The sequence below is a fragment of the Thiocapsa sp. C2-2m genome (genome assembly GCF_041903745.1).
GTDB classification, from domain to species: domain Bacteria; phylum Pseudomonadota; class Gammaproteobacteria; order Chromatiales; family Chromatiaceae; genus Thiocapsa; species Thiocapsa roseilacustris.
Window position 1 is genome coordinate 46,895 of sequence record NZ_JBBWVD010000004.1, and the last position, 22,605, is coordinate 69,499.

General features: G+C 63.3%; 25 protein-coding genes. 12 read left to right on the forward strand and 13 right to left on the reverse strand.

What is annotated here, in order from left to right; genetic code table 11:
- The first annotated feature begins 123 nt into the window (after positions 1–123).
- A complete protein-coding gene (locus tag AADX97_RS04030; protein WP_374238601.1) occupies positions 124–501 on the forward strand; it encodes a hypothetical protein in 378 nt (125 codons plus the stop codon).
- A gap of 375 nt (positions 502–876) precedes the next feature.
- Here the strand turns inward: AADX97_RS04030 and AADX97_RS04035 are convergent, their stop codons facing one another.
- Both AADX97_RS04035 and AADX97_RS04040 read right to left on the reverse strand, forming a co-directional pair.
- Positions 877–3,090, reverse strand: coding sequence for a ClcB-like voltage-gated chloride channel protein (locus AADX97_RS04035; RefSeq protein WP_374232121.1), 2,214 nt, complete (start codon positions 3,088–3,090; stop codon positions 877–879).
- A complete protein-coding gene (locus tag AADX97_RS04040) occupies positions 3,087–3,653 on the reverse strand; it encodes a GNAT family N-acetyltransferase (protein WP_374232122.1) in 567 nt (188 codons plus the stop codon). The genes AADX97_RS04035 and AADX97_RS04040 overlap by 4 nt, the downstream gene beginning before the upstream one ends.
- Before the next feature lie 545 nt (positions 3,654–4,198).
- Here AADX97_RS04040 and AADX97_RS04045 point away from each other — a divergent pair.
- From AADX97_RS04045 to AADX97_RS04060, 4 genes are all read left to right on the forward strand, one after another.
- On the forward strand, positions 4,199–4,510 hold the full coding sequence (locus AADX97_RS04045; RefSeq protein ID WP_374232123.1) for a hypothetical protein: 312 nt from the start codon (positions 4,199–4,201) through the stop codon (positions 4,508–4,510).
- A complete protein-coding gene (locus tag AADX97_RS04050) occupies positions 4,500–5,144 on the forward strand; it encodes a UPF0175 family protein (RefSeq protein ID WP_374232124.1) in 645 nt (214 codons plus the stop codon). The genes AADX97_RS04045 and AADX97_RS04050 overlap by 11 nt, the downstream gene beginning before the upstream one ends.
- A gap of 337 nt (positions 5,145–5,481) precedes the next feature.
- Positions 5,482–5,727 (forward strand): HD domain-containing protein, encoded by a 246-nt coding sequence (locus AADX97_RS04055; RefSeq protein WP_374232125.1) that lies wholly within the window; start codon positions 5,482–5,484, stop codon positions 5,725–5,727.
- Positions 5,728–5,855: 128 nt separating this feature from the next.
- Positions 5,856–6,245 carry a hypothetical protein gene (locus tag AADX97_RS04060; RefSeq protein ID WP_374232126.1) on the forward strand — a complete coding sequence of 130 codons (390 nt, stop codon included), beginning with the start codon at positions 5,856–5,858 and terminating at the stop codon, positions 6,243–6,245.
- Positions 6,246–6,325: 80 nt separating this feature from the next.
- Here the strand turns inward: AADX97_RS04060 and AADX97_RS04065 are convergent, their stop codons facing one another.
- Positions 6,326–6,625 (reverse strand): hypothetical protein, encoded by a 300-nt coding sequence (locus AADX97_RS04065; protein ID WP_374232127.1) that lies wholly within the window; start codon positions 6,623–6,625, stop codon positions 6,326–6,328.
- 23 nt (positions 6,626–6,648) lie between these two features.
- Between AADX97_RS04065 and AADX97_RS04070 the strand changes: the two genes are divergently transcribed.
- The 4 genes from AADX97_RS04070 (at position 6,649) to AADX97_RS04085 (ending at position 9,318) form a co-directional block, all read left to right on the forward strand.
- Positions 6,649–6,876 (forward strand): hypothetical protein, encoded by a 228-nt coding sequence (locus AADX97_RS04070; protein ID WP_374232128.1) that lies wholly within the window; start codon positions 6,649–6,651, stop codon positions 6,874–6,876.
- Between the two features lie 138 nt (positions 6,877–7,014).
- On the forward strand, positions 7,015–7,680 hold the full coding sequence (phoU, locus tag AADX97_RS04075) for a phosphate signaling complex protein PhoU (RefSeq protein ID WP_374232129.1): 666 nt from the start codon (positions 7,015–7,017) through the stop codon (positions 7,678–7,680).
- Between the two features lie 96 nt (positions 7,681–7,776).
- Positions 7,777–8,244, forward strand: a complete 468-nt coding sequence (locus AADX97_RS04080) for an NfeD family protein (protein WP_374232130.1) — start codon at positions 7,777–7,779, stop codon at positions 8,242–8,244.
- Between the two features lie 120 nt (positions 8,245–8,364).
- A complete protein-coding gene (locus AADX97_RS04085) occupies positions 8,365–9,318 on the forward strand; it encodes an SPFH domain-containing protein (protein ID WP_374232131.1) in 954 nt (317 codons plus the stop codon).
- 126 nt (positions 9,319–9,444) lie between these two features.
- Here the strand turns inward: AADX97_RS04085 and AADX97_RS04090 are convergent, their stop codons facing one another.
- Both AADX97_RS04090 and AADX97_RS04095 read right to left on the reverse strand, forming a co-directional pair.
- A complete protein-coding gene (locus tag AADX97_RS04090; RefSeq protein ID WP_374232132.1) occupies positions 9,445–10,827 on the reverse strand; it encodes an undecaprenyl-phosphate glucose phosphotransferase in 1,383 nt (460 codons plus the stop codon).
- 500 nt (positions 10,828–11,327) lie between these two features.
- Positions 11,328–11,684, reverse strand: a complete 357-nt coding sequence (locus AADX97_RS04095; protein ID WP_374232133.1) for an Hpt domain-containing protein — start codon at positions 11,682–11,684, stop codon at positions 11,328–11,330.
- 172 nt (positions 11,685–11,856) lie between these two features.
- Here AADX97_RS04095 and cysM point away from each other — a divergent pair, with 172 nt between their 5' ends.
- The 3 genes from cysM to pap all read left to right on the forward strand — a co-directional run bounded on the left by cysM (position 11,857) and on the right by pap (position 15,948).
- Positions 11,857–12,747 (forward strand): cysteine synthase CysM, encoded by an 891-nt coding sequence (gene cysM / locus AADX97_RS04100; RefSeq protein WP_374232134.1) that lies wholly within the window; start codon positions 11,857–11,859, stop codon positions 12,745–12,747.
- A 50-nt stretch (positions 12,748–12,797) separates the two neighbouring features.
- A complete protein-coding gene (rlmD, locus tag AADX97_RS04105; RefSeq protein WP_374232135.1) occupies positions 12,798–14,123 on the forward strand; it encodes a 23S rRNA (uracil(1939)-C(5))-methyltransferase RlmD in 1,326 nt (441 codons plus the stop codon).
- A 232-nt stretch (positions 14,124–14,355) separates the two neighbouring features.
- Entirely contained in the window at positions 14,356–15,948 is a 1,593-nt protein-coding gene (pap, locus tag AADX97_RS04110) for a polyphosphate:AMP phosphotransferase (RefSeq protein ID WP_374232136.1), read from the forward strand.
- Positions 15,949–16,037: 89 nt separating this feature from the next.
- Here the strand turns inward: pap and AADX97_RS04115 are convergent, their stop codons facing one another.
- From AADX97_RS04115 to acpP, 8 genes are all read right to left on the reverse strand, one after another.
- Positions 16,038–16,811: a TatD family hydrolase gene (locus tag AADX97_RS04115; RefSeq protein WP_374232137.1), complete on the reverse strand. Its 774-nt coding sequence runs from the start codon at positions 16,809–16,811 to the stop codon at positions 16,038–16,040.
- A 158-nt stretch (positions 16,812–16,969) separates the two neighbouring features.
- Entirely contained in the window at positions 16,970–17,341 is a 372-nt protein-coding gene (locus AADX97_RS04120) for a PilZ domain-containing protein (protein ID WP_120798786.1), read from the reverse strand.
- Positions 17,342–17,344: 3 nt separating this feature from the next.
- Positions 17,345–18,373 (reverse strand): DNA polymerase III subunit delta', encoded by a 1,029-nt coding sequence (gene holB, locus AADX97_RS04125; protein WP_374232138.1) that lies wholly within the window; start codon positions 18,371–18,373, stop codon positions 17,345–17,347.
- Positions 18,370–19,071, reverse strand: a complete 702-nt coding sequence (tmk, locus tag AADX97_RS04130; RefSeq protein ID WP_374232139.1) for a dTMP kinase — start codon at positions 19,069–19,071, stop codon at positions 18,370–18,372. Before tmk ends, holB begins: the two co-directional genes overlap by 4 nt.
- Positions 19,068–20,081, reverse strand: coding sequence for an endolytic transglycosylase MltG (gene mltG / locus AADX97_RS04135; protein WP_374232140.1), 1,014 nt, complete (start codon positions 20,079–20,081; stop codon positions 19,068–19,070). The genes tmk and mltG overlap by 4 nt, the downstream gene beginning before the upstream one ends.
- Positions 20,066–20,977, reverse strand: a complete 912-nt coding sequence (gene pabC / locus AADX97_RS04140; protein ID WP_374232141.1) for an aminodeoxychorismate lyase — start codon at positions 20,975–20,977, stop codon at positions 20,066–20,068. The genes mltG and pabC overlap by 16 nt, the downstream gene beginning before the upstream one ends.
- A 30-nt stretch (positions 20,978–21,007) precedes the next feature.
- Entirely contained in the window at positions 21,008–22,246 is a 1,239-nt protein-coding gene (gene fabF / locus AADX97_RS04145) for a beta-ketoacyl-ACP synthase II (RefSeq protein WP_374232142.1), read from the reverse strand.
- A 115-nt stretch (positions 22,247–22,361) separates the two neighbouring features.
- Positions 22,362–22,598 carry an acyl carrier protein gene (gene acpP, locus AADX97_RS04150; protein ID WP_007194668.1) on the reverse strand — a complete coding sequence of 79 codons (237 nt, stop codon included), beginning with the start codon at positions 22,596–22,598 and terminating at the stop codon, positions 22,362–22,364.
- Positions 22,599–22,605: the final 7 nt, after the last annotated feature.

Genomic DNA, 22,605 nt, shown 5'->3' on the forward strand with positions numbered 1-22,605 from the left:
GGCTCGCGTATTCCCCGCCGGCTGCCAAGCCGGTTTCGTCTCCGGCGAGGAAACACCCTTTCATCGACAAGGAGCATTGGTCCGAGAATGAACGCAGACAAACTCGGTTTCGGAAGAACCAGCATGATCAATACAGGCGGAGCTTTGGCGATCTCCGCACTCTTGACCATGGGCGGCTGCGCCGCGATCCAGCAATCGGAGACCCAGAGCACGGAGCGAACGCTGGCCGCCGCCGGCTTCCAGATGCAGTTAGCCAAGACACCGGATCAGATGGCCAAGGTCACGGCGCTGCCCCAACGCAAGCTCACCCGCACGACGGGCCCGGACGGCGCCCTGCGCTTCCTCTGGGCCGACGCGACCGACTGCCAGTGCCTCTATGTCGGCACCGAGGCGGCGTATGACCGCTATCGGGCGATCGGTATCCAACAGGAGATCGCCGAGGAGAACGAGATGGCCTCGATGGATTGGGACTCTTGGGGCGGCTGGGGGCCTTGGTGGTGACCTGACTAAACCGCGTCCGGCTTCTATAGGTAGGGTTTGCGGCTCGAATCGGTCTCGGGCCAACCAACGAACCTCGGAGTCGACGCGGTTTAGGCGATTTAGGCAAGGTCCGGAAACCGGATGCCAAGTTGGGCATCGGAGCGCTTCATGCTGTGAGCACCGCAGGTTGTGCCGAGCCGTGCGAGGCACAACCAACCGTCGGCGCAAGTTGTGCTTCCTATCGTCAGCACAACCTACGGGTGTGGGATTTTCCGGACATCGTCTTCATTCAATTCGCTGGAGAATACTCGTGACGCCGCTCCGGCGGTGTCACGCATCGATTGGCGCTCCGCGCCGAGAGCCCCGGCTGAAACCGCCCCCAATCGGCGGGGCCATTCATCCTCCACGCGCATCCGCCTCGCGCGGCAGCAGCGACTCGGCATACATCGGGGCCACATCCACATACCGCCGCACGGTGTAATGGGCCGTGACCACGGCGAGCATCAACGGCAGAACGATCTCGTAATCCATCGTCATCTCGAAGACCATCAGGATCGACATCAACGGGGCATGCGTCGTCGCCGCGAGCATCGCCCCCATGCCGACCACCGCGTAGGCACTCGACGGTCCAGTGCCGACCGGCAGGACCGCGTGGACCGCGGTACCGAAGAGCACGCCGAGCAGCGCACCGACGAAGAGCGTCGGCGTGAATGCCCCGCCGACGGCGCCCGAGCCATGCGTCGCCGCGGTCGCGATCATCTTCAGCACCATCACGGTCAGCAGCGCCTGCCAGACCCAGGGCTCGTGCAGCACCGTGTTCACGACGCTGTAACCATTGCCCCAGACCGCGGGCTCGTACATCGAGATGGCCCCGACGACGAGCCCGCCGAGCGCCATTCGCCCGGAGAGCGGCATCGGCAACCTGGCGAAGGCCCGATGGGAATGCCCCAACAGACCCAGAAAAATCGGCGCCATATGGCCCGCGACGATCCCCAGCAGCACATAGAGACCGAGCTCCCAGTCGCTCACCAGACTGAAGGCCGGGATCTCGTAGATGGGCGCGTACCCCATGATGTCGTGGACGGTGACGCTCGCGATGACCGCGGCGACGATCAGCGGGCCGATGTGCTGGATCGCGATGGAGCCCAGCACGATCTCCGCGACGAACAGGGTCGCCGCGATCGGTGCGTTGTAGGCCGCGGCCAGACCCGCCGCCGCCCCGGCCGCCACCAGCAGACGCATGCGATCACGCGGAAAGCGTGCGACCCGCCCGATGGTCGAGGCGACCATGGCGGAGAGCTGCACCATCGCACCCTCGCGCCCGATGGAGCCACCCGAGGCTACCGTCACCAGCGACGAGGCCGACTTCACCAGACTCTGTCGGACACTGATCCAGCCGTCGCCGACCGCAACCGCCTCCATATAATCGGTCGTCGTCCGCCCGCGCAGTCGCCCGCCGATCTGCTCCAGGATCAAGCCGGCGACCAAACCGCCGATCGCCGGCAGCAGCAGACGCTGCCATGGCGGCAAACCGAGCGCCATCTCGACCAGGCTGCCGCTGTGGCCGACCAGCAGCCATTCCAAACCATGGATCCCCTCGCGAAACACGACCGTGACCAGCGCACCGAGGAGTCCGGCCAGCGCCGCCAGCAGCAGAAAGACGAGATCGCCGTCCTTCAAGGCGAGCAGGAAAGGCAGACGGCGTGGCGGCAAGGCCGCTGCGTCGCCGGGCAGGCCGGCGCCCGCGACGGCCGCCATGCCGGATCGATCGAGCAGCGGCGCAGCAACGCGCGGCCTGCGTCGGACCAGCGACATCGCCAGCAACCCCAGCACCAGCGGAATCAGAACCCAAAACGACGCCAGCGGCCCCTCCGGCAAGTGCGGCGGCGGCTCACCGCCGACGACGCGGGTGGACTCGGCAAGCGGCAATCGCGCCGATCCAGCCTGATCCGGCGGCTCGGCTCCGACAGGATCCGACGGGCAGGGGCAGGTGTCGTCGCCGGTTCGGCGGGGCTCGATCGCGTGCATCGGGTTTATCGTCGCCGTCGCAGGCACTTGTTCCGGCGCCTGTGTCGGTTGCGGAACCGCGGGAGAGCGATCGGATCCTGTCGGTGAGTGCGAAGGCGACCGATCCGGCTCGTCGATCACATCCCTCGGTGTCGCCACGTCCGGCTGTCCAGGACCATCCACGGGCGCGGGCGACGACGACTCCGGCACAGGCTGCTCGACAACCGCCGAACACACCAACGCCCGTCCGCTGCGGCGATGCTCCGCCCACTCGCGCGCCTGACGCTCGATGCTCCGTCGGGCCGCCGCCGCATCCAGCGCACCCATGCGCTCCGCAGACGGCACCCGCAGCACTGCTCCGACACGCAGGACCCCGTTGACATTGCACGCGGGCGAGAAGGCGTCCGGGTTCGACTCCAGCAGGGCGATCATCACTTGATCGCGACTGAACCCCGCCTCGGCCGCGATCCGGTCCGCGATCCCCCAGAGACGATCGCCCGAACGGATCGAAACGACATCCTGAGCTGCCCCCGCCGACAGCGCCGAGGCGGCCAACCAGAGCGTCAACACCACAACCGACGCGCAGCGGACCCCGTCGGTCATTGCGAGCAACCGACAGAATCCGGCACCATCGAAAACATCCAGGCCGGAACCGAGACCCCGCCGACGACCAGCCGGTTGCGTGCCAACCCCTCGTAATGCGCACCCGCCTTGCGCGCAACGCCGACACTCGACACATTCCCCTCGGCAACGACGATCTCGATCCGCATCAACCCCAGATCCGCAAAGCCGAACCTCGCCATCGTGCGCACCGCGCGTGTCGCGATCCCTTCCCGCTGCCGCGACGCGCGCACCCAATACCCCAGGTTGCAGAGGTTGTGCTCGACGATGAAATGATTCAGACCGATGCCCCCGAGCACCTCGCCGCCATCCACCGCGAAGATCCCCAGCTCCACCGCCGAGCAGGCCGCGAGCTCCGCTGCGCAGATCGCGAACCAGGAATGCGCCTCGCCGACACAGAAACCCTCGTGGCACCAGGACATCCAGCGCCCGACCGAGCTTGCGGATTCGCGCGCAGCGCAGGCGAATTCCTCTGCGTCGGCAGGGACGAACGGCCTCAGACAGACCCCCTCGCCTCTCAGCGGCTCCAGCAACTCTCCGAGCATCGATGCCTCCCGTGACGGGTGAAGGATCACGCGCTCAAGTCTACGCGGTTCGGGGCAACGCCCTACTGTTCGTGTTCGAGGAAGAGACGGAGCCTAAGCGCTTCTCTCTCCAATTGGATTTTAGGAAAGGTTCACTCATAAGTTAAACGAGTCCATTAGGGAATGCTTGTCGCGTCGTTGTCGTTGTCGTTGTCGTTGTCGGGGTTATCGTAGCGCCCTGGGTGCTCTCGCACGCCGAATTGCATCGTTTCTACGACAACGACAAACGACTCTACTCGTTGTTTACCTTATTTCTGACTCGTTCCTTATCGACATCTACGTCGCACTGGATGAGAATGAACGCATTCTATACACAAAACGGAACGCCCAAGAGGCGGCCGACATGAGCGGATTTGCCCAGCGCTTCATCGCCATATCCGACATCGGCGACCCAACGAGCGACGCACGTCGGATCGCCCTGTCATCAGGATGCACCGGTTGAGCCGGGGTGCGTCGGCGCCCAGAGGGTGCATGCGTTCTCCCGGACCATTTGATGGAGGAATCCAGTGGCATCGAACCATTGGAAAGCGATTGTTGCCGCGTGGCACAAGCTGACCGCAGAGGAACAACGTCGGATTCGGCTGAGCCAAATCCCGCGCAAGGTGGCGCGGAGCATGGCATTCGAGGGCGAGCCCGTCGACGAGAAGATGCTGGAGGAGTTCCTGCATCGATCGAGAGATCGCTCGCCCGAGAGAAACGGAACATTTCGAGATATTTCAGGGACTGCTGACCGCAACGCGGTGAGCCTCAACCATGAAGACGCCAGATTGATCGGCTCATTGACCAAGGACGAGGAGCAGCAGAACGATGACGACTAAGGTGTTCTCCGGGAAAGGATCTCCCTGCCAAGGGGCGAATTCATTCGCCCCTACAGGTCTGCCGGGCATGTGCATCCCGGAACGTCTGCAGATTGGCGCCAACACCTCGTACTGTGCGAGCGCCTTGCGGACAACGCCGGCACGTGGCGCATACCCTTCCGTCTGCCCCGATGCGCCCATCCGATATTCCGGGCTGCAGGCCGAGATTCGTGAGGCCATAGCGTTCCATTCGGCAGGGCTGCTGGAATATGGTGCCCTGCCGCGTCTAGCCCTTCATCAATGTTCGGAGCATACCCGGAGGCACTCATCCTTGAGAATTTTATCGATCCGCGATCTGCGGGAGCATGCCGATAATCTAGTCCGCGAAGCCAAATCCGGGCGTCTGTTCGTCGTGACCAAGCACGGAGAGCCGATCTTCATTGCGGTCCCTTTCGATGAGTCGCTCCTTTGTGGCGGACTGGCGATAAGACTTGCGACGCGCCTGTTCGACGAGGAAACGATCTCCCTCGGACAAGCAGCACGACTCGCAGGGATGGATGTGGCCGAGTTTATGGAGCTCCTGAGCTGCCTGAAGCTCCCCGTCGCCCGTCCGGGCCGCGGCGAATTGGAGCAGGAGATTGAAACCTTCAGCTGAAGAGATCGGCGCGGATACAGATCCATTGATCGACCTGTCCCGCATCGGGGACCCACCGGGCGACGCACGCCGGATCCCCCGTCATCGCGATGCACCGGTTGAGTCAGGCGCCTTCGATAAGATCCGAGCCGGAACTGCATGTGCCATCTCGGCTTCGTCAGGTACCATCGACCGACCGCACGGGGCCTTTCGACAACATCGACCCACATGGGTCGTACGCCGCCCCTGCCCGAGACCTACTACCGTTCCGGAAAAAAGGACAATTGACGCGGCAGGCTCACGAAATGAGCCTGTGCAGGGGTAATCTGACCCGGCGTAACAGTAGGGAGTGCTGCCGATGGAATCCTCAGACACCTATTTTCGGTATTGGGGGAAAGCGGACCGGCATTTCGACGGAGAGCCGAAGTGGCATCCCCTGGTCTACCACTGTCTGGACGTGGCCGCCTGCGGACAAGTGCTTCTGCGGCATCAGCCGGCTTGGCTGGAAAAAATGGCCGTCCTGTCCGGCATCGACCCCGGCGTCCTGTCGCAGTGCCTCACGTTTCTCCTCGCCATCCATGACATCGGTAAATTCGGGGAATGACGGCCTCAAAGCAAGCGTCTTGCACCATTTTCCCGCTGATCCCGTGCGGCATGACGCGGAACAGTTTGCCCTTGAGATGCGTCGGCTATTTCTTCCGGAGGATTGGGCGTTCCCGGCGCGCTCCGACAATGCGGTCGATCGATCCGCTAACGGATGAAGCCGCCGTCTTTCAACGATTGGAAGCGACCATCCAGGGCGGCGGTTGCGCGGTCTGGGTGGGCAACACCGTGGCGGATGCGATGGCCGCCTGGCAGACCTGGAACGCCAACCATCCCGACGCCCAGGCCACCCTGTTTCATGCCCGCTTTGCGCTCGGCGATCGGCTGGAAATCGCCGAGACGATCAAGCACCGCTTCGGACCAGACAGCTCAGCCGCGACCCGAGGTGGCCGATTGGTCGTTGCCACGCAGGTGTTCGAGCAATCGTTCGCCGACAGCCGTGCTTCGGCTGCCGCGATGTGCTCGGCTTGCTCCAAATCACACCGCATACCCTGCGGCACAATCCGGGGTGGCGAATAATGCCGGGGGGTCTTGGCCTCCTACTGTGAGTTCTTTCTCGATCAGCAGGTTACTGCCGAGCCCGGTAACTTCTCAAAAACTCATGGCGTCGCCGAAGCGGCCAGCGCCCGCTCGCGCTTGAGGGTGCGGTCGAGGGTGGTATCGGCGGTGCGCTGGGTGAAGATCGCATCGAAGCGCGCCTCCAGCGTGGGGCGCAGGGCCGGATCGGGGTTGCGGAGATAGGCTTTGAGGTCGGCAAAGAGAGCCCAAATCTCGCCGGGCACCCGCGCCTGGTCGGCACGCTGGTGGTCGTTGAGGGGGATGAGCTTGTGCACCAGCCGTTCGGCGTGTACCCGACACAGGGCACGCAGCAGGATCGCGAACTGCCCGGGGTCTGCCACACGTCCAGACGACAGCGGGTGTTGTGCGGGGTGAAGCGCAGTTCCTGAACGATGAAGTCCGCGACCTCGTCGCGCAACTGCCCGATGAGCTCGGCCTGCCGGCGCTGTTCGTCAAGCAGCTGCTCGATCCGCCCCAGCAACGACTCGACCAGCGGCGTACGCTCTGCTTCGCCAATCACCGGCAGTGGATTCGGGTCGGTCATGCTCGACAGGTGATGATGTCAGGAGTCGAATTGCGTGCTGTACGGTAGCTTATTGTCGTAGCTTACTGGAACTGTTGCCACTACATTTTGAGAAGTTACCGGTCACGAAATCGTCAGATTTTCCGGTTAGATTCGAGGAGCGCCAGTGCAGTCCCGACCCGATCGAACCCTGACGGAGAAGTGACCATGTCGAATTTCAACCTGTTGTTGGACAAGAAACGCGAGGCTTTGAAGGCGGGCATCCTCGCCCTCGGCGAGCAGGTCCGAGAGGCCCTGCAGCGCTCGCTCGACGTCCTGCGTCGACATGACCTCGATTTGGCACGCAGGATTGTTTCCGGGGATGCCGAGATTAATCACGAGCGCCGTGTACTCGAGCAGCAGGCGCTCGTCGTGTTGGCGGCCTACCGACCGGCAGGATCGGATCTACGCTTGATCGGCGCATCTTTGGAGATGATCTCGGAGATGGAGCGGATCGCCGATTATGCCGCCGACATCGCGCGTATTCTGGTGCGCTGCGAGCCTCGCTCGCTTCCCAGGGGGCCGGTGGAGCTATGTGTGGATCTCGGCGACGCGGCGACTGCGATGTTCGTCGCGGCGATGAACGCCTATGCTCTTGACGCCGATGAGGCGATGGCACGCGCCGCCGCCGCGCGCGACGCTGCGATCGACAGCGCGGAACGGGTTCTGATCGAAGAGATCCTCGCCTGGATTCGAACCAACCCGGAGGACGCGCGAGTCGGCGTTTCGCTCCTGTCGATCGCCCACAACTACGAGCGGGTTGCGGATCGGGCAACCAATCTCGCCGAGCGTGTCGTCTTCATCGCGACAGGCCACACACCGGATCTCGATTGATCTGCGATCGGGAGGAATCGACGTATGCCAATCGCTCGTTCGGATGGTAGAGTTCGCTCGGTATAACGGATGGAGCAAACGGCCCGAGCCTTACCCATGATCGACTGGACCTTTACCCCCGCCTCCCTTTGGATCCTGGTCGGTGTCCTGCTGATCTTGTCCGAGCTCGCGCTGCCCGGCGTGATTGCCGTGTTCTTCGGTATCGCAGCACTGCTGGTCGGACTGCTGCTGTTTCTTGATGTCCCGATCGCTCCGCCCGCTCAGATCCTGCTCTTCGGTGTGCTGGGCGCCGGGCTTTTGTTGCTCGCGCGTCATCGCCTCAAGCCCTGGTTCCGGGGGCAGGTGGAGACCGGCGGGAGCGGCAGCGAGGTGCTGCCCGACGGCACGCAAGCACGGGCGCAGACCGATTTCGCGCAGGGCGCGGGTCTCGTGACCCTCAATGGTGTTCGATGGAATGCCGAGTCGGTGGATCCTATCCGTGCGGGCGACCCGGTCTGGCTCACCGGCCGGCGAGGACTTGTCCTGCACGTCAGCGCAAAGCCTCCGAGCACGACCGAGCCCTGAGTCTAGGAGTGAGGCGCGTCGTTACGGCGAGGTCGGTCTTCCTGTCTCGTCGAAATAGCGCCGACAGACGCTTCGCAGTATCCGCGAGCGCGGCTTGCGGTTTAGAGGAGAAACGGCACGATGGACGACATGTACTTCAGCATCAGCACCCTGATCTCGCTCGTCGCGGTGGCGGTGATCGTGATCGCGTTGGCCAAGACGGCACAGATCGTCCCCCAGCGCTCGGCTTATATCATCGAGCGTTTGGGGCGCTATTCGCGCACCCTGGATGCTGGATTCCATATCCTGATCCCCTTCGTCGATCGGGTCGCCTACCGGCACACCCTGAAGGAGGAGGCGCTCGATGTCCCCAAGCAGCAGTGCATCACCAAGGACAACATCGCCGTAAGCGTGGACGGGGTCCTCTACCTTCAGGTGATCGACCCCCAGTCGGCGAGCTACGGCATCACGGACTATCGATTCGCATCCATGAGCCTGGCGCAGACAACGCTGCGCTCCATCATCGGTCAGATCGAGCTGGACCGAACCTTCGAGGAACGCAGCAGGTTGAACGTAGAGGTCGTCAGCGCCCTCGACGAGGCCGCGCAGCCCTGGGGCGTGAAGGTCATGCGCTACGAGATCGCGGACATCGTGATGCCGGGCACCATTACCGACGCACTTGAGCAGCAGATGCGTGCCGAGCGCGAGCGCCGGGCGGTGGTGGCCCGCTCGGAAGGCGAGCGTCAAGAGAAGATCAATATCTCCGAGGGCCAGAAGATCCAGGTCATCAATCTCTCGGAAGCCGAAAAGGAGAAGCAGATCAACGAGGCCGAGGGCAAGGCGCGTGAGATTCAGATGCTCGCCGAGGCGACCGCGATCGGGATCGAACGGATCGCCGCCGCGATCGAGAAGCCCGGCGGGAAGGATGCCGTGAGTCTGCGCATCGCCGAGCAGTACGTACGCGAGTTCGGACGCATCGCCCAGTCCGGGACCACCCTGATCTTGCCGGCGGAGCTCAGCAATATCGGTGCAGCAGTGGCGGGATTGGCCAAAACACTCCAGACAGTGGATACCGCCGAGGCGCGTCGGCTCTGAAGGTGGGGGCGATGATGGCAGAGATTGGCTGAGCTGGGTGTGACCCGAGCCAGTCCCGGTATCGGCTCCCGAAAATCCGCACCTCAGTCTCGTGCCCTGGGTTTCCGGTAGAGCCCCGGTGCAAGGTCAATAAGCGTTTTCGGTGTTGAAGAGCGCTAAAGGCGTCTTGGCCATGATGTAGATATCGAATAGGATCGACCAGTTCTCGATGTAGTAGATATCGTACTCGACCCGCTTATGAATCTTTTCGGGCGTGTCGACCTCGCCGCGCCAGCCGTTGATCTGCGCCCATCCGGTGATGCCCGGTTTGACCTTGTGGCGGGCGAAATAGCCTTCCACGACCTGCTCCCAGAGACGTTCGTCGGTGTGTGCGTTCACTGCATGGGGGCGGGGACCGACGAGCGACAACTCCCCACTCAAGACGTTGAAAAGCTGGGGGAGCTCGTCGATCGATGCCTTTCGGATGAAACGACCTACCCGTGTGATCCGTGAATCGCCCTTGGAGACCACGCGCTTTGCGTGTGGATCGGAGAGGTGGTGATACATCGACCGGAATTTGAAGACGTCGATCACTTCATTATTGAACCCGTAGCGCTTCTGCCGAAAGAGAATGGGGCCGGGACTATCCATCCGGATCGCGAGCGCAGTCGCAAGCATGATGGGTGACAAGAGGATCAAGGCGGCGATGGCGACGACCAGATCCAGGGTCCGCTTGACGATCGCATCCCAGTCCGCGACCGGCTTGTCCACCACGTCGACAAAGGGTACACCCCCGATAAAGGAGGAGGCACGATCGCGAAAATCCAAACTGGAGGTATGTGCCGAGAGACGGATATCGACCGGCAGTACCCAGAGTTGCTTCAGAAATTCGAGCAGCCGCTGCTCCGCATTGATCGGGATCGTCACGATCAGCATGTCGACATGGGCGATGCGGGCAAACTCGACCAAATCGGAGACGCTGCCGAGTTTCGGGTATCCCGCGACGATGGCCGGCGATCGGTCGTTCTTGCGGTCGTCGAAGATTCCGCAGATACGTGTCGCGTGGATCGGCTGCTTCTGGATGTCGCGAATTAGATCGGCAGCCGCCTCGCCTCCGCCCACGATGACCGCACGATGCTCCAGACGGCCGGCTCTGGTCCAGTGACGCAGCAGAAAGGCGAGACCGAGGCGCATGCCGAGTAGCGCCAAGAGTGTCATGCCGAACCAGAGTCCGAGCCAATCCGGAGGGAGTGCTGGCGTGTAATCGAACAGGAGCGGAACCCCAAAGAAGGCTCCGAAGATCAGAGAGAGGCCGATCGTGATACGCGTCAGCTGCGGCAGCAGCGTACGCATGATGGAGACTTGATAGCAGTCCGCCGCCTGAAACACCAGCGTGACCAGAACGACGCCTGCGAGGATCGCCAGAACCGCAATAGGATGCACGGTGAAAGCACCGGCCGCCGACACCAAGGTCAGCGCGCCGAGCGATGCAACGATCACCGCATCGACAGCACGGACGACTCCGGTCAAGACAGATGCGGAGATCGTGGATGCCCTGAGACTTTCTGCTACCGCCAGAGCTTGATCGGAGAGTTCTCGGGTCCTCCGGCCCAGGTCGGCGTCCTTCGAAATCCCTTGCTCTTTCGCGCTCAGATCGACCTCAGTCACACTTTTCAGCAACCTCGCAGCGAGTTCTTCGGGAAACATGATCGGCCTCGGATCGGGCGACTATCGACTTGATCGAAAGGATGCAGCTGTGAGAGCAAACTTTGCACCAAAACGCAAATTCGAGACGCTGCACATCAACGCACCTAGTTTATGCACTGTTTTTTAACGTTGCGCGACGGCTTTGAAACGCAATGGCTTGCCGCAAGTCCGTCGAGCTCGCGCCTGATGGGTTGCGTTGGTGACCGTGACGGTTCGATACGGCAATGGAGATCGTCAAAAAGCGTCGGAATGTTCCCGAACGGCGTTGTTCCGTGATCGGATCGCGGCTCCGTCCTCGGCAGGCATCCGGCCTGAGGGGGCTGTCAACCACGTAAGGCTTCGAGGAGTCGGCTCGCCTGCGACTCGACAGCGGCGAAATCGTCCGATACAAGCACCGGATCGCCCCGCCGTGCCGTGCGCTCCAATGCTTCGATCGCTTCGTCCAACGCAGGGACGCCGCAATATCGGGTTGCCCCACGCACCTGATGCGCGTGCTCTGCCAGCTTGCTCCAATCCGCCTCCGCAACGCAGGCACGAAGCTCCTCGATCTCTTCGTGCAACCCCGCCAACAAGACCTCCAGCAACTCGCGAGCAAGATCTGCGTCCCCACCCGCGCTCGCGAGTGCAGCGGCATCGTCTCGTGCCGGCAGGCCGTCAAGCTTGGAGCGTTGATCGATCATGCGTATCGCCGTTCAAAAAGGTCGCATCCATCCCAATACTCTAAAGGTTTTCCGCCCGCGACGTCCAGTCAGAGACGGACGCGTGCTGTTGCAGCTTGGTCGATGCTCGATGCTGGTGCAGAATGAACACAGCCAACCTCATCCCCCGGCGCGACGCCGATGTGAGCAGAAGATGCCCTATCCAACGATCGAAGACTTCGTAGGCCAGACGCCGCTCGTCAGACTCCAGCGCCTTCCCGGCGCCACCGACAACCTCATTTTAGCCAAGCTCGAGGGCAACAATCCCGCCGGATCCGTTAAAGACCGCCCCGCCGTGAACATGATCCGTCGCGCCGAGGAGCGCGGGACCATCAAACCCGGCGACACGCTCATCGAGGCGACCAGCGGCAACACGGGCATCGCGCTCGCCATGGCGGCGGCGATCAAGGGTTACCGGATGGTGCTGATCATGCCCGAGCACATGAGTGCCGAGCGGCGCGGCGTCATGCGCAGCTTCGGCGCCGAGATCGTCCTGACGCCCAAGGCAGGGAGTATGGAGGCGGCCATCGATCTGGCCAACGCGATGGAAGCGCGCGGGGAGGGGATCCGGCTCGATCAGTTCTCGAATCCCGACAATCCGGCCGCTCACTACGAGTCGACAGGTCCGGAGATCTGGCGTGATACCGACGGACAGGTCACCCATTTCGTCAGCGCGATGGGCACGACGGGAACGATCATGGGGACAGGCCGGTATCTCAAGGAGCAAAATCCGGCGATCCGGATCGTCGGCGTCCAACCCGAGGAGGGTTCCAGCATTCCGGGGATTCGGCGGTGGCCTGAGGCCTATCTGCCGAAGATCTTCGATCCTGCCGGCGTGGACCGCGTGATCGACATCTCTCAAGAGCTTGCCGAGCAGACCGCTCGGGAGCTCGCCGCACGGGAAGGGATCTTCGCGGGAGTCTCGTCCGGCGGTTGTATCGCCGCGGCATTGAAGCTCTCCCGAGAGGTGGATGAGGCGGTCATCGTGGCGATCGTGTGCGACCGCGGCGACCGCTATCTGTCGACCGGGGTCTTTCCGGCCTAGGGCGACCCTCGGTGTTTCGTTTTACAGCCTGAGTGGCGAGGACGGAGTCCGTGTCGAGAAAACGCAAACTACTTCCGCAAGAGCCTGTCGAGGCCGAGATCGAGGGCCTCACACACGAGGGTCGCGGATTGGCGCATTTCGACGGCAAGGCGGTCTTTATCGACGGCGCAATGGCGGGGGAGCGGGTGCGTTTCCGGTATACACGCATCCAGCGTCGCTTCGACGAAGGTGTCGTCGTTGAGGTGCTGAGGCCGTCGCCGGAGCGTGTGGCGCCCATGTGCAGCCATTTCGGCGTCTGCGGGGGCTGCAGCCTGCAGCATATGACGGCGGGCGCCCAGATTCGCGCAAAGCAGGACAGCCTTGCGGACGTGCTCTCGCGCATCGGGAAGGTGACTCCGCAGACTTGGCTCGCGCCATTGACGGCGGGTGCTTGGGGGTACCGGCGCAAGGCCCGGCTCGGTGTGCGCTATGTATCGAAGAAGGGCCGAACACTCGTGGGTTTCCGAGAGCGGGGCAATGCCTTCATCACCGACATCGGCCGCTGCGAGGTGCTCCATCCGAGTGTCGGTGCACATCTGCAGGCGATCGGGGCCGCGGTGGATGCCCTGAGCATCCGCGAGCAGGTGCCGCAGATCGAGGTGGCGATGGGCGATACGCCGCCGGTCTTGGTGTTCCGCGCCTTAAGCCCGCCGAGTGCCGCTGACCTGGGCGTGCTCGAGGCGCTCGGCGAGAGCGAGGGTTTCCACATCTATCTTCAGGAGGCCGGCCCGGAGAGCATCCGGCCGCTGCCCGGCCAGGGGATCACGCTGCATTACGAGCTGCCGCGCTACGATCTGCGGATCGAGTTCGAGCCGACCGACTTCACCCAGGTCAACCTGGAGCTGAACCGATCGATGCTTGACCAGGCGCTTGCGCTCCTGGATGTCCAGGCCGACGAGCGCGTTTTGGACCTCTTCTGCGGCGTGGGCAACTTCACCTTGCCGCTTGCTCGTCAAGCCGAGGTTGTGGTCGGGGTGGAAGGCGATCCCGGTTTGGTCGCCCGCGCGCAGGCGAACTCGGACTTGAACAAGATCGGGAACGCACGTTTCTATACGGCTGATCTCGATGGCGCGCTCGATCAGGAGCCATGGTCGCGCGAGGGTTTCACCAAGGCACTGCTGGATCCGCCCCGCAGCGGCGCGCTCGCCGTGCTCGACTGGCTGCCGCGGCTCGGGGTGGAGAAGGTGCTCTACGTGTCCTGCTATCCGACGACCCTTGCGCGCGACGCCGATCGTCTCGTGAATGCGCTTGGTTACCGGCTTGTTTCGGCGGGGGTGATGGATATGTTCCCGCAGACGGCCCATGTCGAGTCGATGGCCCTGTTCGAGCGTTGCTGAAGCGCGTCTTCGGCGCGGTACGTTGGGTTGTCGGCTCGGTGCGCGTGTGCGTCCGACCCTCATGGTCGGAGCTGACGCGATTCAGGAATTTATAGTAGGGTCAATGCGGTCTTCACCTGGCCGGCGAGCCATCGCGTGGGTGCGATCGTTAAGGCTGTCTAATCCTTCGCATGAAGCACGCTTTACGCGAAGCAACTGACGAATTCCGGTTCAAGTCCAGGGGATATGACGCATGTTCGAATCGACAAAAATAGGCCGCTCGGTCAGCAAGGACGACTTCAAAGAGCAGCAGGAAGAGCTGCGCACCGAGCTGCTCACGGCGCAACGCGATCTGAAGGACTCCGATATCCCGGTAATCGTGCTCATCTCGGGCGTCGAGGCGGCCGGCAAGGGCGAGGTGGTGAACCGGCTGAACGAATGGCTGGATACCCGCGGCGTTCAGACCTTTGCCTTCTGGGACGAGACCGACGAGGAGCGCGCACGTCCACGCTATTGGCGTTTTTGGCGCTCCATGCCGCCCCGCGGGGAGATCTCGATCCTCTTCGGCGGCTGGTATCAGACCCCGATCGAGCATCGCTTCGAGGGGCATTGCAGCGATGCAGAGCTCGACGGGGAGCTCAACCGCATCGTCGATTTCGAGCGCATGCTCATCCAGGACGGTGCGCTCATCTTGAAATTCTGGTTTCACATGTCCGAAGAGGATCAGAAGGCCCGCCTGAAGGAGCTCTCGCGCGACGACAAGAGCCGTTGGAAGATGCTCCCGGACAAGAGCAAGTTCTCCGAGCAGTACGCCGCGTTCGAGCAGGTCGCAGAGCGGGTCATCCGCTACACCGACCGGGGTGTCTGCCCTTGGTATCTGGTGGAGGCCGAGGACAGGCGCTACCGCGATCTGACCGTCGGTAAGACCCTCCTGCACGCCATCCGTTCGCGCTTGGGCGAGCCCCATCCGGACGAGCGCAAGTCCGGCGGCGGCAGTCCTGAGCTGCCGAGCGGTGCGAATGCCCAGATCACGCTCCTCGATCAAATGGATCTCTCACTCGCCTTGGACAAGGACACCTACAGGGCGGAGATGAAGCGCCTGCAGACCGAGATCAACGAGCTGGCCTGGAGCGCCTACAACAAGAAACGATCGACCGTCCTGATGTTCGAGGGCGTCGATGCCGGCGGCAAGGGCGGCGCGATCCGCCGGATCACGGCCGCCATCGATGCGCGCCTCTATCGCGCCATCCCGGTCGCTGCGCCCACCGACGAGGAGAAGTCACACCACTATCTGTGGCGGTTCTGGCGTCACGTCCCACGGGCGGGCTACATCACACTCTACGATCGATCCTGGTACGGACGTGTCCTGGTCGAGCGGGTCGAGGGTTTTGCCGGCGATGCCGAATGGCGGCGCGCCTACTCGGAGATCAATCGCTTCGAGGAGCAGCTGGTGGACAGCGGCGTGATCCTGCTCAAATTCTGGATCCACATCAGTCAGGACGAGCAGCTGAAGCGCTTCAAGGATCGCGAGAGTGTCCCGTACAAGCAATACAAGATCACCGACGATGACTGGCGCAACCGCGAGAAATGGCCCCAGTACAAGGATGCGATCAACGAGATGGTGGTGCGCACCAGCACCAAGCATGCGGCTTGGACTCTGGTGGAGGGCAACGACAAACCCTATGCGCGGATCAAGGTGCTCAGGACGGTATGCGACACCGTTCGGGAGGCGCTCAAACGCGACCCGGAACCGACGGCCGGTTATCTACCCTGCGGCGACAAACGGCCCGAGCAGATGAAGCCCGAGCAAACAAAGAAGGCGTCGAACGGTAAGTCCGAGTCTTGAGATAGGCGCCTTAGGCGATCCGGGAGTTTCCATACTCGTAGGTTGTGCTAACGATAGGAGGCACAACTTGCGCCGACGGTTTGTTGTGCCTACGCGATGGAGAACAATCGGAAATAATTCTCGCGTGTGACCGTAGCAACCTCTGCCGGATCCATCCCGCGCAGCTCGGCAATACGGTTCGCGACATGGGCGACCAACTTGGGCTCGTTGGGTTTGCCGCGATGGGGCATGGGTGCGAGATAAGGCGAATCGGTTTCGATGAGCAGGCGATCGAGCGGGACGCGGCGCGCCACGTTGCGCAGCTCCTCGGCGTTCTTGAAGGTGACGATCCCGGAAAAGGAGACATAAAAACCCAGATCCATGCCGGCCTTCGCCATCTCCCAATTCTCGGTGAAGCAGTGCAGCACCCCGCCGACGGCGTCTGCGCGCTCCTCGCGCAGGATCGCAATGGTATCCTCGCGCGCATCCCTCGTATGGATAATCAAAGGCTTGCAGCACGCGCGTGCCGCGGCAATATGGACGCGGAAACGCTCGCGCTGCCGAGCCGGATCCAGATCGCGATGGAAAAAGTCCAGTCCGGTCTCACCGATCGCGACGTTTCGCGGATCAGCCGCCAAAGACACCAACCGTTCCACGGTCGGTTCTTCGCCGTGCTCCTGGTTCGGATGCACGCCGACCGAGACGGCGACCTGCTCAAAGGGATCGACCAGACGTCTCATGTCCGGATAGTGCTCCAGATCGATCGAGACGCAGAGCATATGGGTGACCCCGGCGTCGGCGGTCGCCTGCATGAGCCCGGTGAAGTCGCCCTCGTATCGGCGAAGATCCACCCGATCGAGGTGACAATGGGAATCGACGAGCATGCACTCTCCTAGTCCAGCACCGCAGATGTATCGAGACCTGTCGTTGTCGTTGTCGTAATCGCCCATCGATAAGACTACGACCACGATTACGACAACGACAACGAAGATGATCTCGGACGGTCTCGGAATCGCTGCACCGCTACGCTACATGGTGTGGCCTACATAGTGTGTGTGGGGCGATCCGAGTTGAGGGCACCAACGAGATAGTCCTCGATCTTGCGGCGCGCCATACCCTTATCCTGATCGCTGAACTGCACACCGACCCCGATCGCACGGCTGCCCTCGGCACCCGGCGGCGTGACCCAGACCACCTTGCCGGCAACCGGGATGCGCTCGGTCTCCTCCATCAACTGCAGCAGAAGAAAGATCTCGTCGCCGAGCTGATAGCGTTTCGTCGTCGGGATAAAGAGCCCGCCGTTTTTGACGAAGGGCATGAAGGCGGCATAGAGCGCGGCCTTGTCTTTGATCGCGAAGCTGAGGATACGCTGCTGTCCCGCGAGGGACCCGGTGGACGCGCCCGGTATCGCCATGGGTCAAGATCTCCTGAGGCCTTGCCCCGCACCGACGCGGAGCCATTCGATCGACAAGGATTCCAGCACCAGCTGGGGGTTTGCCCTGGTTTCCACCAGGGCCCGCGCGCGCAGGACGCGTTGCAGGAGCCGATGCAGGGAGGCCGGCTCCAGGCGCCGTGCGAGCGTACGCAAGGCCTCGCGTTGATCGGGATTATCGAGCCGGACCGGATACTCGCTTGCGGCCAGACGCACTAGGTCGACCAGCCAGCCGGACAACCAATCCAAGCATAGCCGTGGTCCGAGGCTGTTCCAAGCCGACGCCTCCGCGAGCGGGTCGCGCTCGCCGCGGGCGATCGCGAGGAACCCGGCGATCCGCTCGCGCCGCTGCTCGAGCCGGGCGTCGTCGAGCTCGCTCAATGCGCGCAGCGGTCCGCCATGCGCTAGGCAGAGGCGCAATACGGCCGTCTCTTGAGGGATCCGCCCGGCAAGCCATGCGAGCGCATCCGCCGTAGACGGCGTCGGGATGCGGATCTGGCCGCAACGGCTGCGAATGGTCGCCGGCAGGCGTCCGGGCTGTTCCGTCACCAGGACGATGAGAGCCGCCCCCGGCGGCTCCTCGAGGGTCTTGAGCAGGGCGTTGGCGGCCGCTGCGTTGAGATGATCCGCAGGATCCACGAGGGTGACCTTCCACCCGGCCCGGCTCGGGGTCAGTGCGCCCCGCTCCACTAGGGCGCGAACCGCCGCGACCGGGATCTCTTCGGATTTCGCCTCGGGATCCGGGCCGACACGCAACAGATCGGGATGGCTCTCGGCGGCGATCAAGGTGCAATCCGCGCAGCGTCCACAGGCCAGTCCGTCCGCCGTTGGCGCGCCGCAAAGCATCGATCGGGCCAACAGCTCGACGAGATGGCGCTTGCCGATGCCGCGCGGACCGCTGATCAAGAGGCCATGTGCGAGTCGCCCGTCTCCTCTGGCACGATCCAGGCGCATCCAATCCTCGGCCAACCAAGGCAGAGGGGCATCGAATGCGAGCGGTGTCGGGTCGGTCACGCCTCGGCTCCGCCGCCGGACGCCTCGGCGGTCTCGCCCCGACGGGTCTCGACGAGGGCACGCAAGGCTCGTCCCGCCTGCTCGCCGACGACGTTCAAGGGCGCAGCGGCATCGATCAGGCGATAGCGCCCCGGGCTCGCATGCGCCCGTTCGAGATAGACAGCGCGCACCGCCTCGAAGAAGTGCAGGGTCTCGGACTCGAATCGATCGGCGGCCCCGCGACCGCGTGCGCGCTCAAGTCCAAGCGTGGGCGCAAGATCGAAAAGGAGGGTCAGATCCGGCCGTAGATCGCCCTGAACCAGCGTCTCGAGCACCGCAATGCGCTCCGGATTCAACCCGCGCCCCCCGCCTTGATAGGCGTAGGTCGCGTCGGTAAAGCGATCGCAAAGCACCCAGGCGCCGGTTCCCAGCGCGGGACGGATCCTCTTGGCCAGATGCTCGGCGCGTGCCGCGAACATGAGAAGCAGCTCGGCGGTCTCGTCCATCCCGGTGTTGGCCGAATCGAGCAGCAAGGTGCGGATCCGCTCGGCAATCGGCGATCCTCCGGGCTCGCGCGTCGTCACGACCGCGATACCCAGCGACGACAGGAGCGCCGCAAGCGAGGCGATGTGTGTCGACTTGCCCGCCCCCTCGATGCCTTCCAGCGTGACGAAGCAGCCTCGCCTCGGCTTCGGACTCACCGCAGTCGAAAGGATCATGGATCACCCAGGATATAGCGACGAACCGCTTGGTTGTGCGCGTCGAGCGTGGCCGAGAAAACATGCGTACCGTCGCCGCGCGAGACGAAATAGAGGCTGTCCCCGTCCGCGGGGTTGAGGACGGCATGGATGGCTGCGCGCCCGGGCAAGGCGATGGGTGTCGGCGGCAGGCCGTTGATGACATAGGTGTTGTAGGCGGTGGCCTCGCGTAGATCGGCGCGGCGGATGCGACCCTCGTAACGCTCGCCCATGCCGTAGATCACGGTCGGATCGGTTTGCAGGCGCATCCCTTTGCGCAGGCGGCGTACGAAGACTCCCGCGATCTCCGGCCGTTCATGCGCGGCGCCCGTCTCCTTCTCGACGATCGAGGCGAGGATCAGGGCCTCATAGGAACTGTCGATCGGTAGCCCCTCGCGGCGCTCCGCCCACTCCTCGGCCAGAACCTGCTCCATGCGCTCGAAGGCACGCTGCAGGACCGACAGGCGCGGCGTGTCGCGCGGGAAACGGTAGGTGTCCGGAAAGAGGCGCCCTTCGGGATGCTCGCCGGGGCGGCCGAGCTTGGCCATCAGGGCCTCGTCGGACAGATCCGACAGGTCACCCGTGAAACGATCCTGCGCCTCGATCGCTGCGACGGCCTGCCGAAAAGTCCAGCCCTCGACCAAGGTGACGGGATGCTGTACGACCTGGCCCGAGGTGATACGCGCCAAGACATCGACCGGGGTCATCCCGGCGGTCAGCTCGAACTCGCCCGCCTTGATTCGCGCCTGATCACTTTGTCGGTAGGCCAAGGCGATGAAGTAGTAAGGGTGTCGCAGAATACCCTCGTCGGTCATCCGGCGCGCCAATCCACGCAGCGATGTCCCGCGCGGGATGTCGAGTATCGTACCCTCCTCGGGCAAGGGCACGGGCCCCTTGATGAAGGCACCGTAATCGAGCCAAAGACCGGCACCCATCGCACCTGCAGCGAGCACCAGAACGAAAAAGACACGTGCGATCATGGATCCGGCCATTCAGGTGTATGCGCCGTTCGACGGACGGCGCTCAAAAAATCGAGCGGAAGGCCGCCGGGGTCGAACAGCCGATCTTCAAGACGGGAAACCGGCCAGACGCCGATCCGCGCATTCGTCAAGAAGAGTCCGGCCGCCTCCTCGAGCATCCGTCGGGTAACTGGGCGCTCGACACAGGCAAGCCCGGCCCGCGCGGCCGCTTCGATTGCGACCGCACGCACCGTCCCGGCAATGCCGCTGCGCGTCACCGGTGGGGTGGCGAGCGCAACACCGTCCCAGACAAACAGATTCGTCATCGTGCCGCCGACTAGGTCGCCGGCCTCGTCACACATCAGACCCTCGGCGATCCCCGGGTCATCCCATTCCTGCCGGGCAAGCACCGCGTCCAAGCGGTTGAGATGTTTGATCCCGGCCAGGCACGGATTCACGGATGCGGGGGTTTCGCAATACCGGATGGCGACACCGCCGTTCGCAAGCGGATCGGCGTTCGGAAATGGGGCATAGGACAACAGGATGCGCCGGGGGTGCGGTGAGACAGGAGGTCGATAACCGCGACCGCCGACGCCGCGGGTGATGATCAGCTTCAGAAGGCCATCATCAAGCTCGGCGCATATCCGAGCAGTCTCTTCGCGCAAAACCGATCGTGAGGGGAGCGGGAGACCGAGCCGATCGGCGCCAAGCGCGAGACGCGCCAAGTGGCGGTCCCACAGACAAGGCAAGCCGTCACGGATCAGAATGGTCTCGAACAGACCATCGCCGTAGTGCAGGCCACGATCTCCAACCGAGAGCCGATCCTGCTCGCGCCCATCCACCAGGACGCGTCTGATCCCTGCCGCCCCCGAGACGCCATCGTCATCCGACGGATCTGCAACCGGCGCGGAAGGCGGCCAATCGAACAATCTGACGTCGAACCCGATCCGAGACCCGACCTAAGGCCGACGGAAGGCCAGTGTCCCGTTAGTACCGCCGAATCCGAAGGAGTTGGTCAATGCGACATCGATGCGCATCTCTCGGGCGGTATTGGGGACGTAATCGAGATCGCAGTCCGGATCCGGCGTCTCGTAGTTGATGGTCGGTGGCGCGGTCTGATCGCGAATGGCGAGGATCGTGAAGATCGCCTCCGCCCCGCCGGCAGCGCCCAGCATGTGGCCGGTCATGGATTTGGTCGAGCTGACTGGAATCTCGTAGGCGTGCTGGCCGAACGCACGCTTGATGGCCATGGTCTCGGCCGCATCGCCGGCGGGTGTCGAGGTACCATGGGCGTTGATGTAGTTCACCTGATCCTTGTCCAGACCGGCATCCGCGAGCGCGAGCAGCATACAATCGCAGGCGCCTTCGCCGTTCTCCGACGGCGCGGTCATGTGATAGGCATCGGAGTTCATCCCGACGCCGACCAGCTCGGCGTAGATGACGGCACCGCGTGCCTTGGCGCGCTCGTACTCCTCGAGCACCACGACGCCTGCACCGTCGCTGAGGACGAAGCCGTCGCGATCGCGATCGAAGGGCCGGCTGGCGGCCTCCGGCGCATCGTTGCGGGTCGAGAGCGCGCGCGCCGCGGCGAAGCCGCCGAGCCCGACCGGCGAGGTCGCCATCTCGGCGCCACCCGCGATCATCACATCGACATAGCCGTGACGGATCATGATCGCCGCCTCGCCGATGTTGTGCGTCGCCGTGCTGCACGCGGAAACGATCGAGTAGTTTGGCCCCTTGAGCCCAAACTTGATCGAGAGGTTACCCGCAACCATGTTGATGATATTGGCGGGGACAAAGAAGGGCGAGATCCGACGCGGCCCCTTCGTCCGATAAGCCTCGTAGTTGTTCTCGATGCCCGTAATCCCGCCGATCCCCGATCCGATCGCCACACCGATGCGGCGACAGTTGGAATCGTCGATCTCAAGCCCGGCGTCGACAATCGCCTGACAGCTGGCAGCCATGCCGTAGTGGATGAACTTATCCATTTTCTTGGCTTCTTTTTCAGCGATGTAATCGCTGATCTCGAAGCCATAGATCGGGCCACCGAAGCGGGTGCTGAACGGCTCGATGTCGAAATGGGTGATGGGTTTGATCCCGCTCTTGCCGGCGAGGATGTTGTCCCAGGAGGACACGACGTCCAAACCGACCGGCGCGACCAGGCCCAAACCGGTGACCACGACCCTTCTGCCTGACATTGCCTACCCCTTTCGTTCGAAACGCGACATTCGACACCCGCCGCCGAACCGGCATCCAGCTGCGGCCGACGGCCCTCGAGCCTCGGAGCACCCGGCCCGGGTGCCGGACACCTGCCTATGCCTGGTGCTGGTTGATGTAGTTGATGGCCTGTTGGACGGTGGTGATCTTCTCCGCGTCCTCGTCCGGGATCTCGGTTTCAAACTCTTCTTCGAGGGCCATGACCAACTCAACCGTGTCGAGTGAGTCCGCGCCCAGATCGTCGACGAAGGACGCCTCCGAGGTCACTTCCTCTTCCTTCACGCCGAGTTGTTCGACAACGATTTTGCGGACTCGATCTTCAACGCTGCTCATGGGACTG

Excerpts from the sequence above, each read along its gene's own strand:
- AADX97_RS04040 (WP_374232122.1), bottom strand. The coding sequence starts at position 3,653 with ATGCTCGGAGAGTTGCTGGAGCCGCTGAGAGGCGAGGGGGTCTGTCTG.
- AADX97_RS04085 (WP_374232131.1), top strand. The coding sequence starts at position 8,365 with ATGGACGACATGTACTTCAGCATCAGCACCCTGATCTCGCTCGTCGCG.
- mltG (WP_374232140.1), bottom strand. The coding sequence starts at position 20,081 with ATGGCCGGATCCATGATCGCACGTGTCTTTTTCGTTCTGGTGCTCGCT.
- AADX97_RS04080 (WP_374232130.1), top strand. The coding sequence starts at position 7,777 with ATGATCGACTGGACCTTTACCCCCGCCTCCCTTTGGATCCTGGTCGGT.
- AADX97_RS04060 (WP_374232126.1), top strand. The coding sequence starts at position 5,856 with ATGCGGTCGATCGATCCGCTAACGGATGAAGCCGCCGTCTTTCAACGA.
- AADX97_RS04055 (WP_374232125.1), top strand. The coding sequence starts at position 5,482 with ATGGAATCCTCAGACACCTATTTTCGGTATTGGGGGAAAGCGGACCGG.
- AADX97_RS04095 (WP_374232133.1), bottom strand. The coding sequence starts at position 11,684 with ATGATCGATCAACGCTCCAAGCTTGACGGCCTGCCGGCACGAGACGAT.
- AADX97_RS04120 (WP_120798786.1), bottom strand. The coding sequence starts at position 17,341 with ATGGCGATACCGGGCGCGTCCACCGGGTCCCTCGCGGGACAGCAGCGT.
- pap (WP_374232136.1), top strand. The coding sequence starts at position 14,356 with ATGTTCGAATCGACAAAAATAGGCCGCTCGGTCAGCAAGGACGACTTC.
- phoU (WP_374232129.1), top strand. The coding sequence starts at position 7,015 with ATGTCGAATTTCAACCTGTTGTTGGACAAGAAACGCGAGGCTTTGAAG.
- AADX97_RS04115 (WP_374232137.1), bottom strand. The coding sequence starts at position 16,811 with ATGCTCGTCGATTCCCATTGTCACCTCGATCGGGTGGATCTTCGCCGA.
- cysM (WP_374232134.1), top strand. The coding sequence starts at position 11,857 with ATGCCCTATCCAACGATCGAAGACTTCGTAGGCCAGACGCCGCTCGTC.
- AADX97_RS04050 (WP_374232124.1), top strand. The coding sequence starts at position 4,500 with ATGACGACTAAGGTGTTCTCCGGGAAAGGATCTCCCTGCCAAGGGGCG.
- fabF (WP_374232142.1), bottom strand. The coding sequence starts at position 22,246 with ATGTCAGGCAGAAGGGTCGTGGTCACCGGTTTGGGCCTGGTCGCGCCG.
- AADX97_RS04030 (WP_374238601.1), top strand. The coding sequence starts at position 124 with ATGATCAATACAGGCGGAGCTTTGGCGATCTCCGCACTCTTGACCATG.
- acpP (WP_007194668.1), bottom strand. The coding sequence starts at position 22,598 with ATGAGCAGCGTTGAAGATCGAGTCCGCAAAATCGTTGTCGAACAACTC.
- tmk (WP_374232139.1), bottom strand. The coding sequence starts at position 19,071 with ATGATCCTTTCGACTGCGGTGAGTCCGAAGCCGAGGCGAGGCTGCTTC.
- AADX97_RS04035 (WP_374232121.1), bottom strand. The coding sequence starts at position 3,090 with ATGACCGACGGGGTCCGCTGCGCGTCGGTTGTGGTGTTGACGCTCTGG.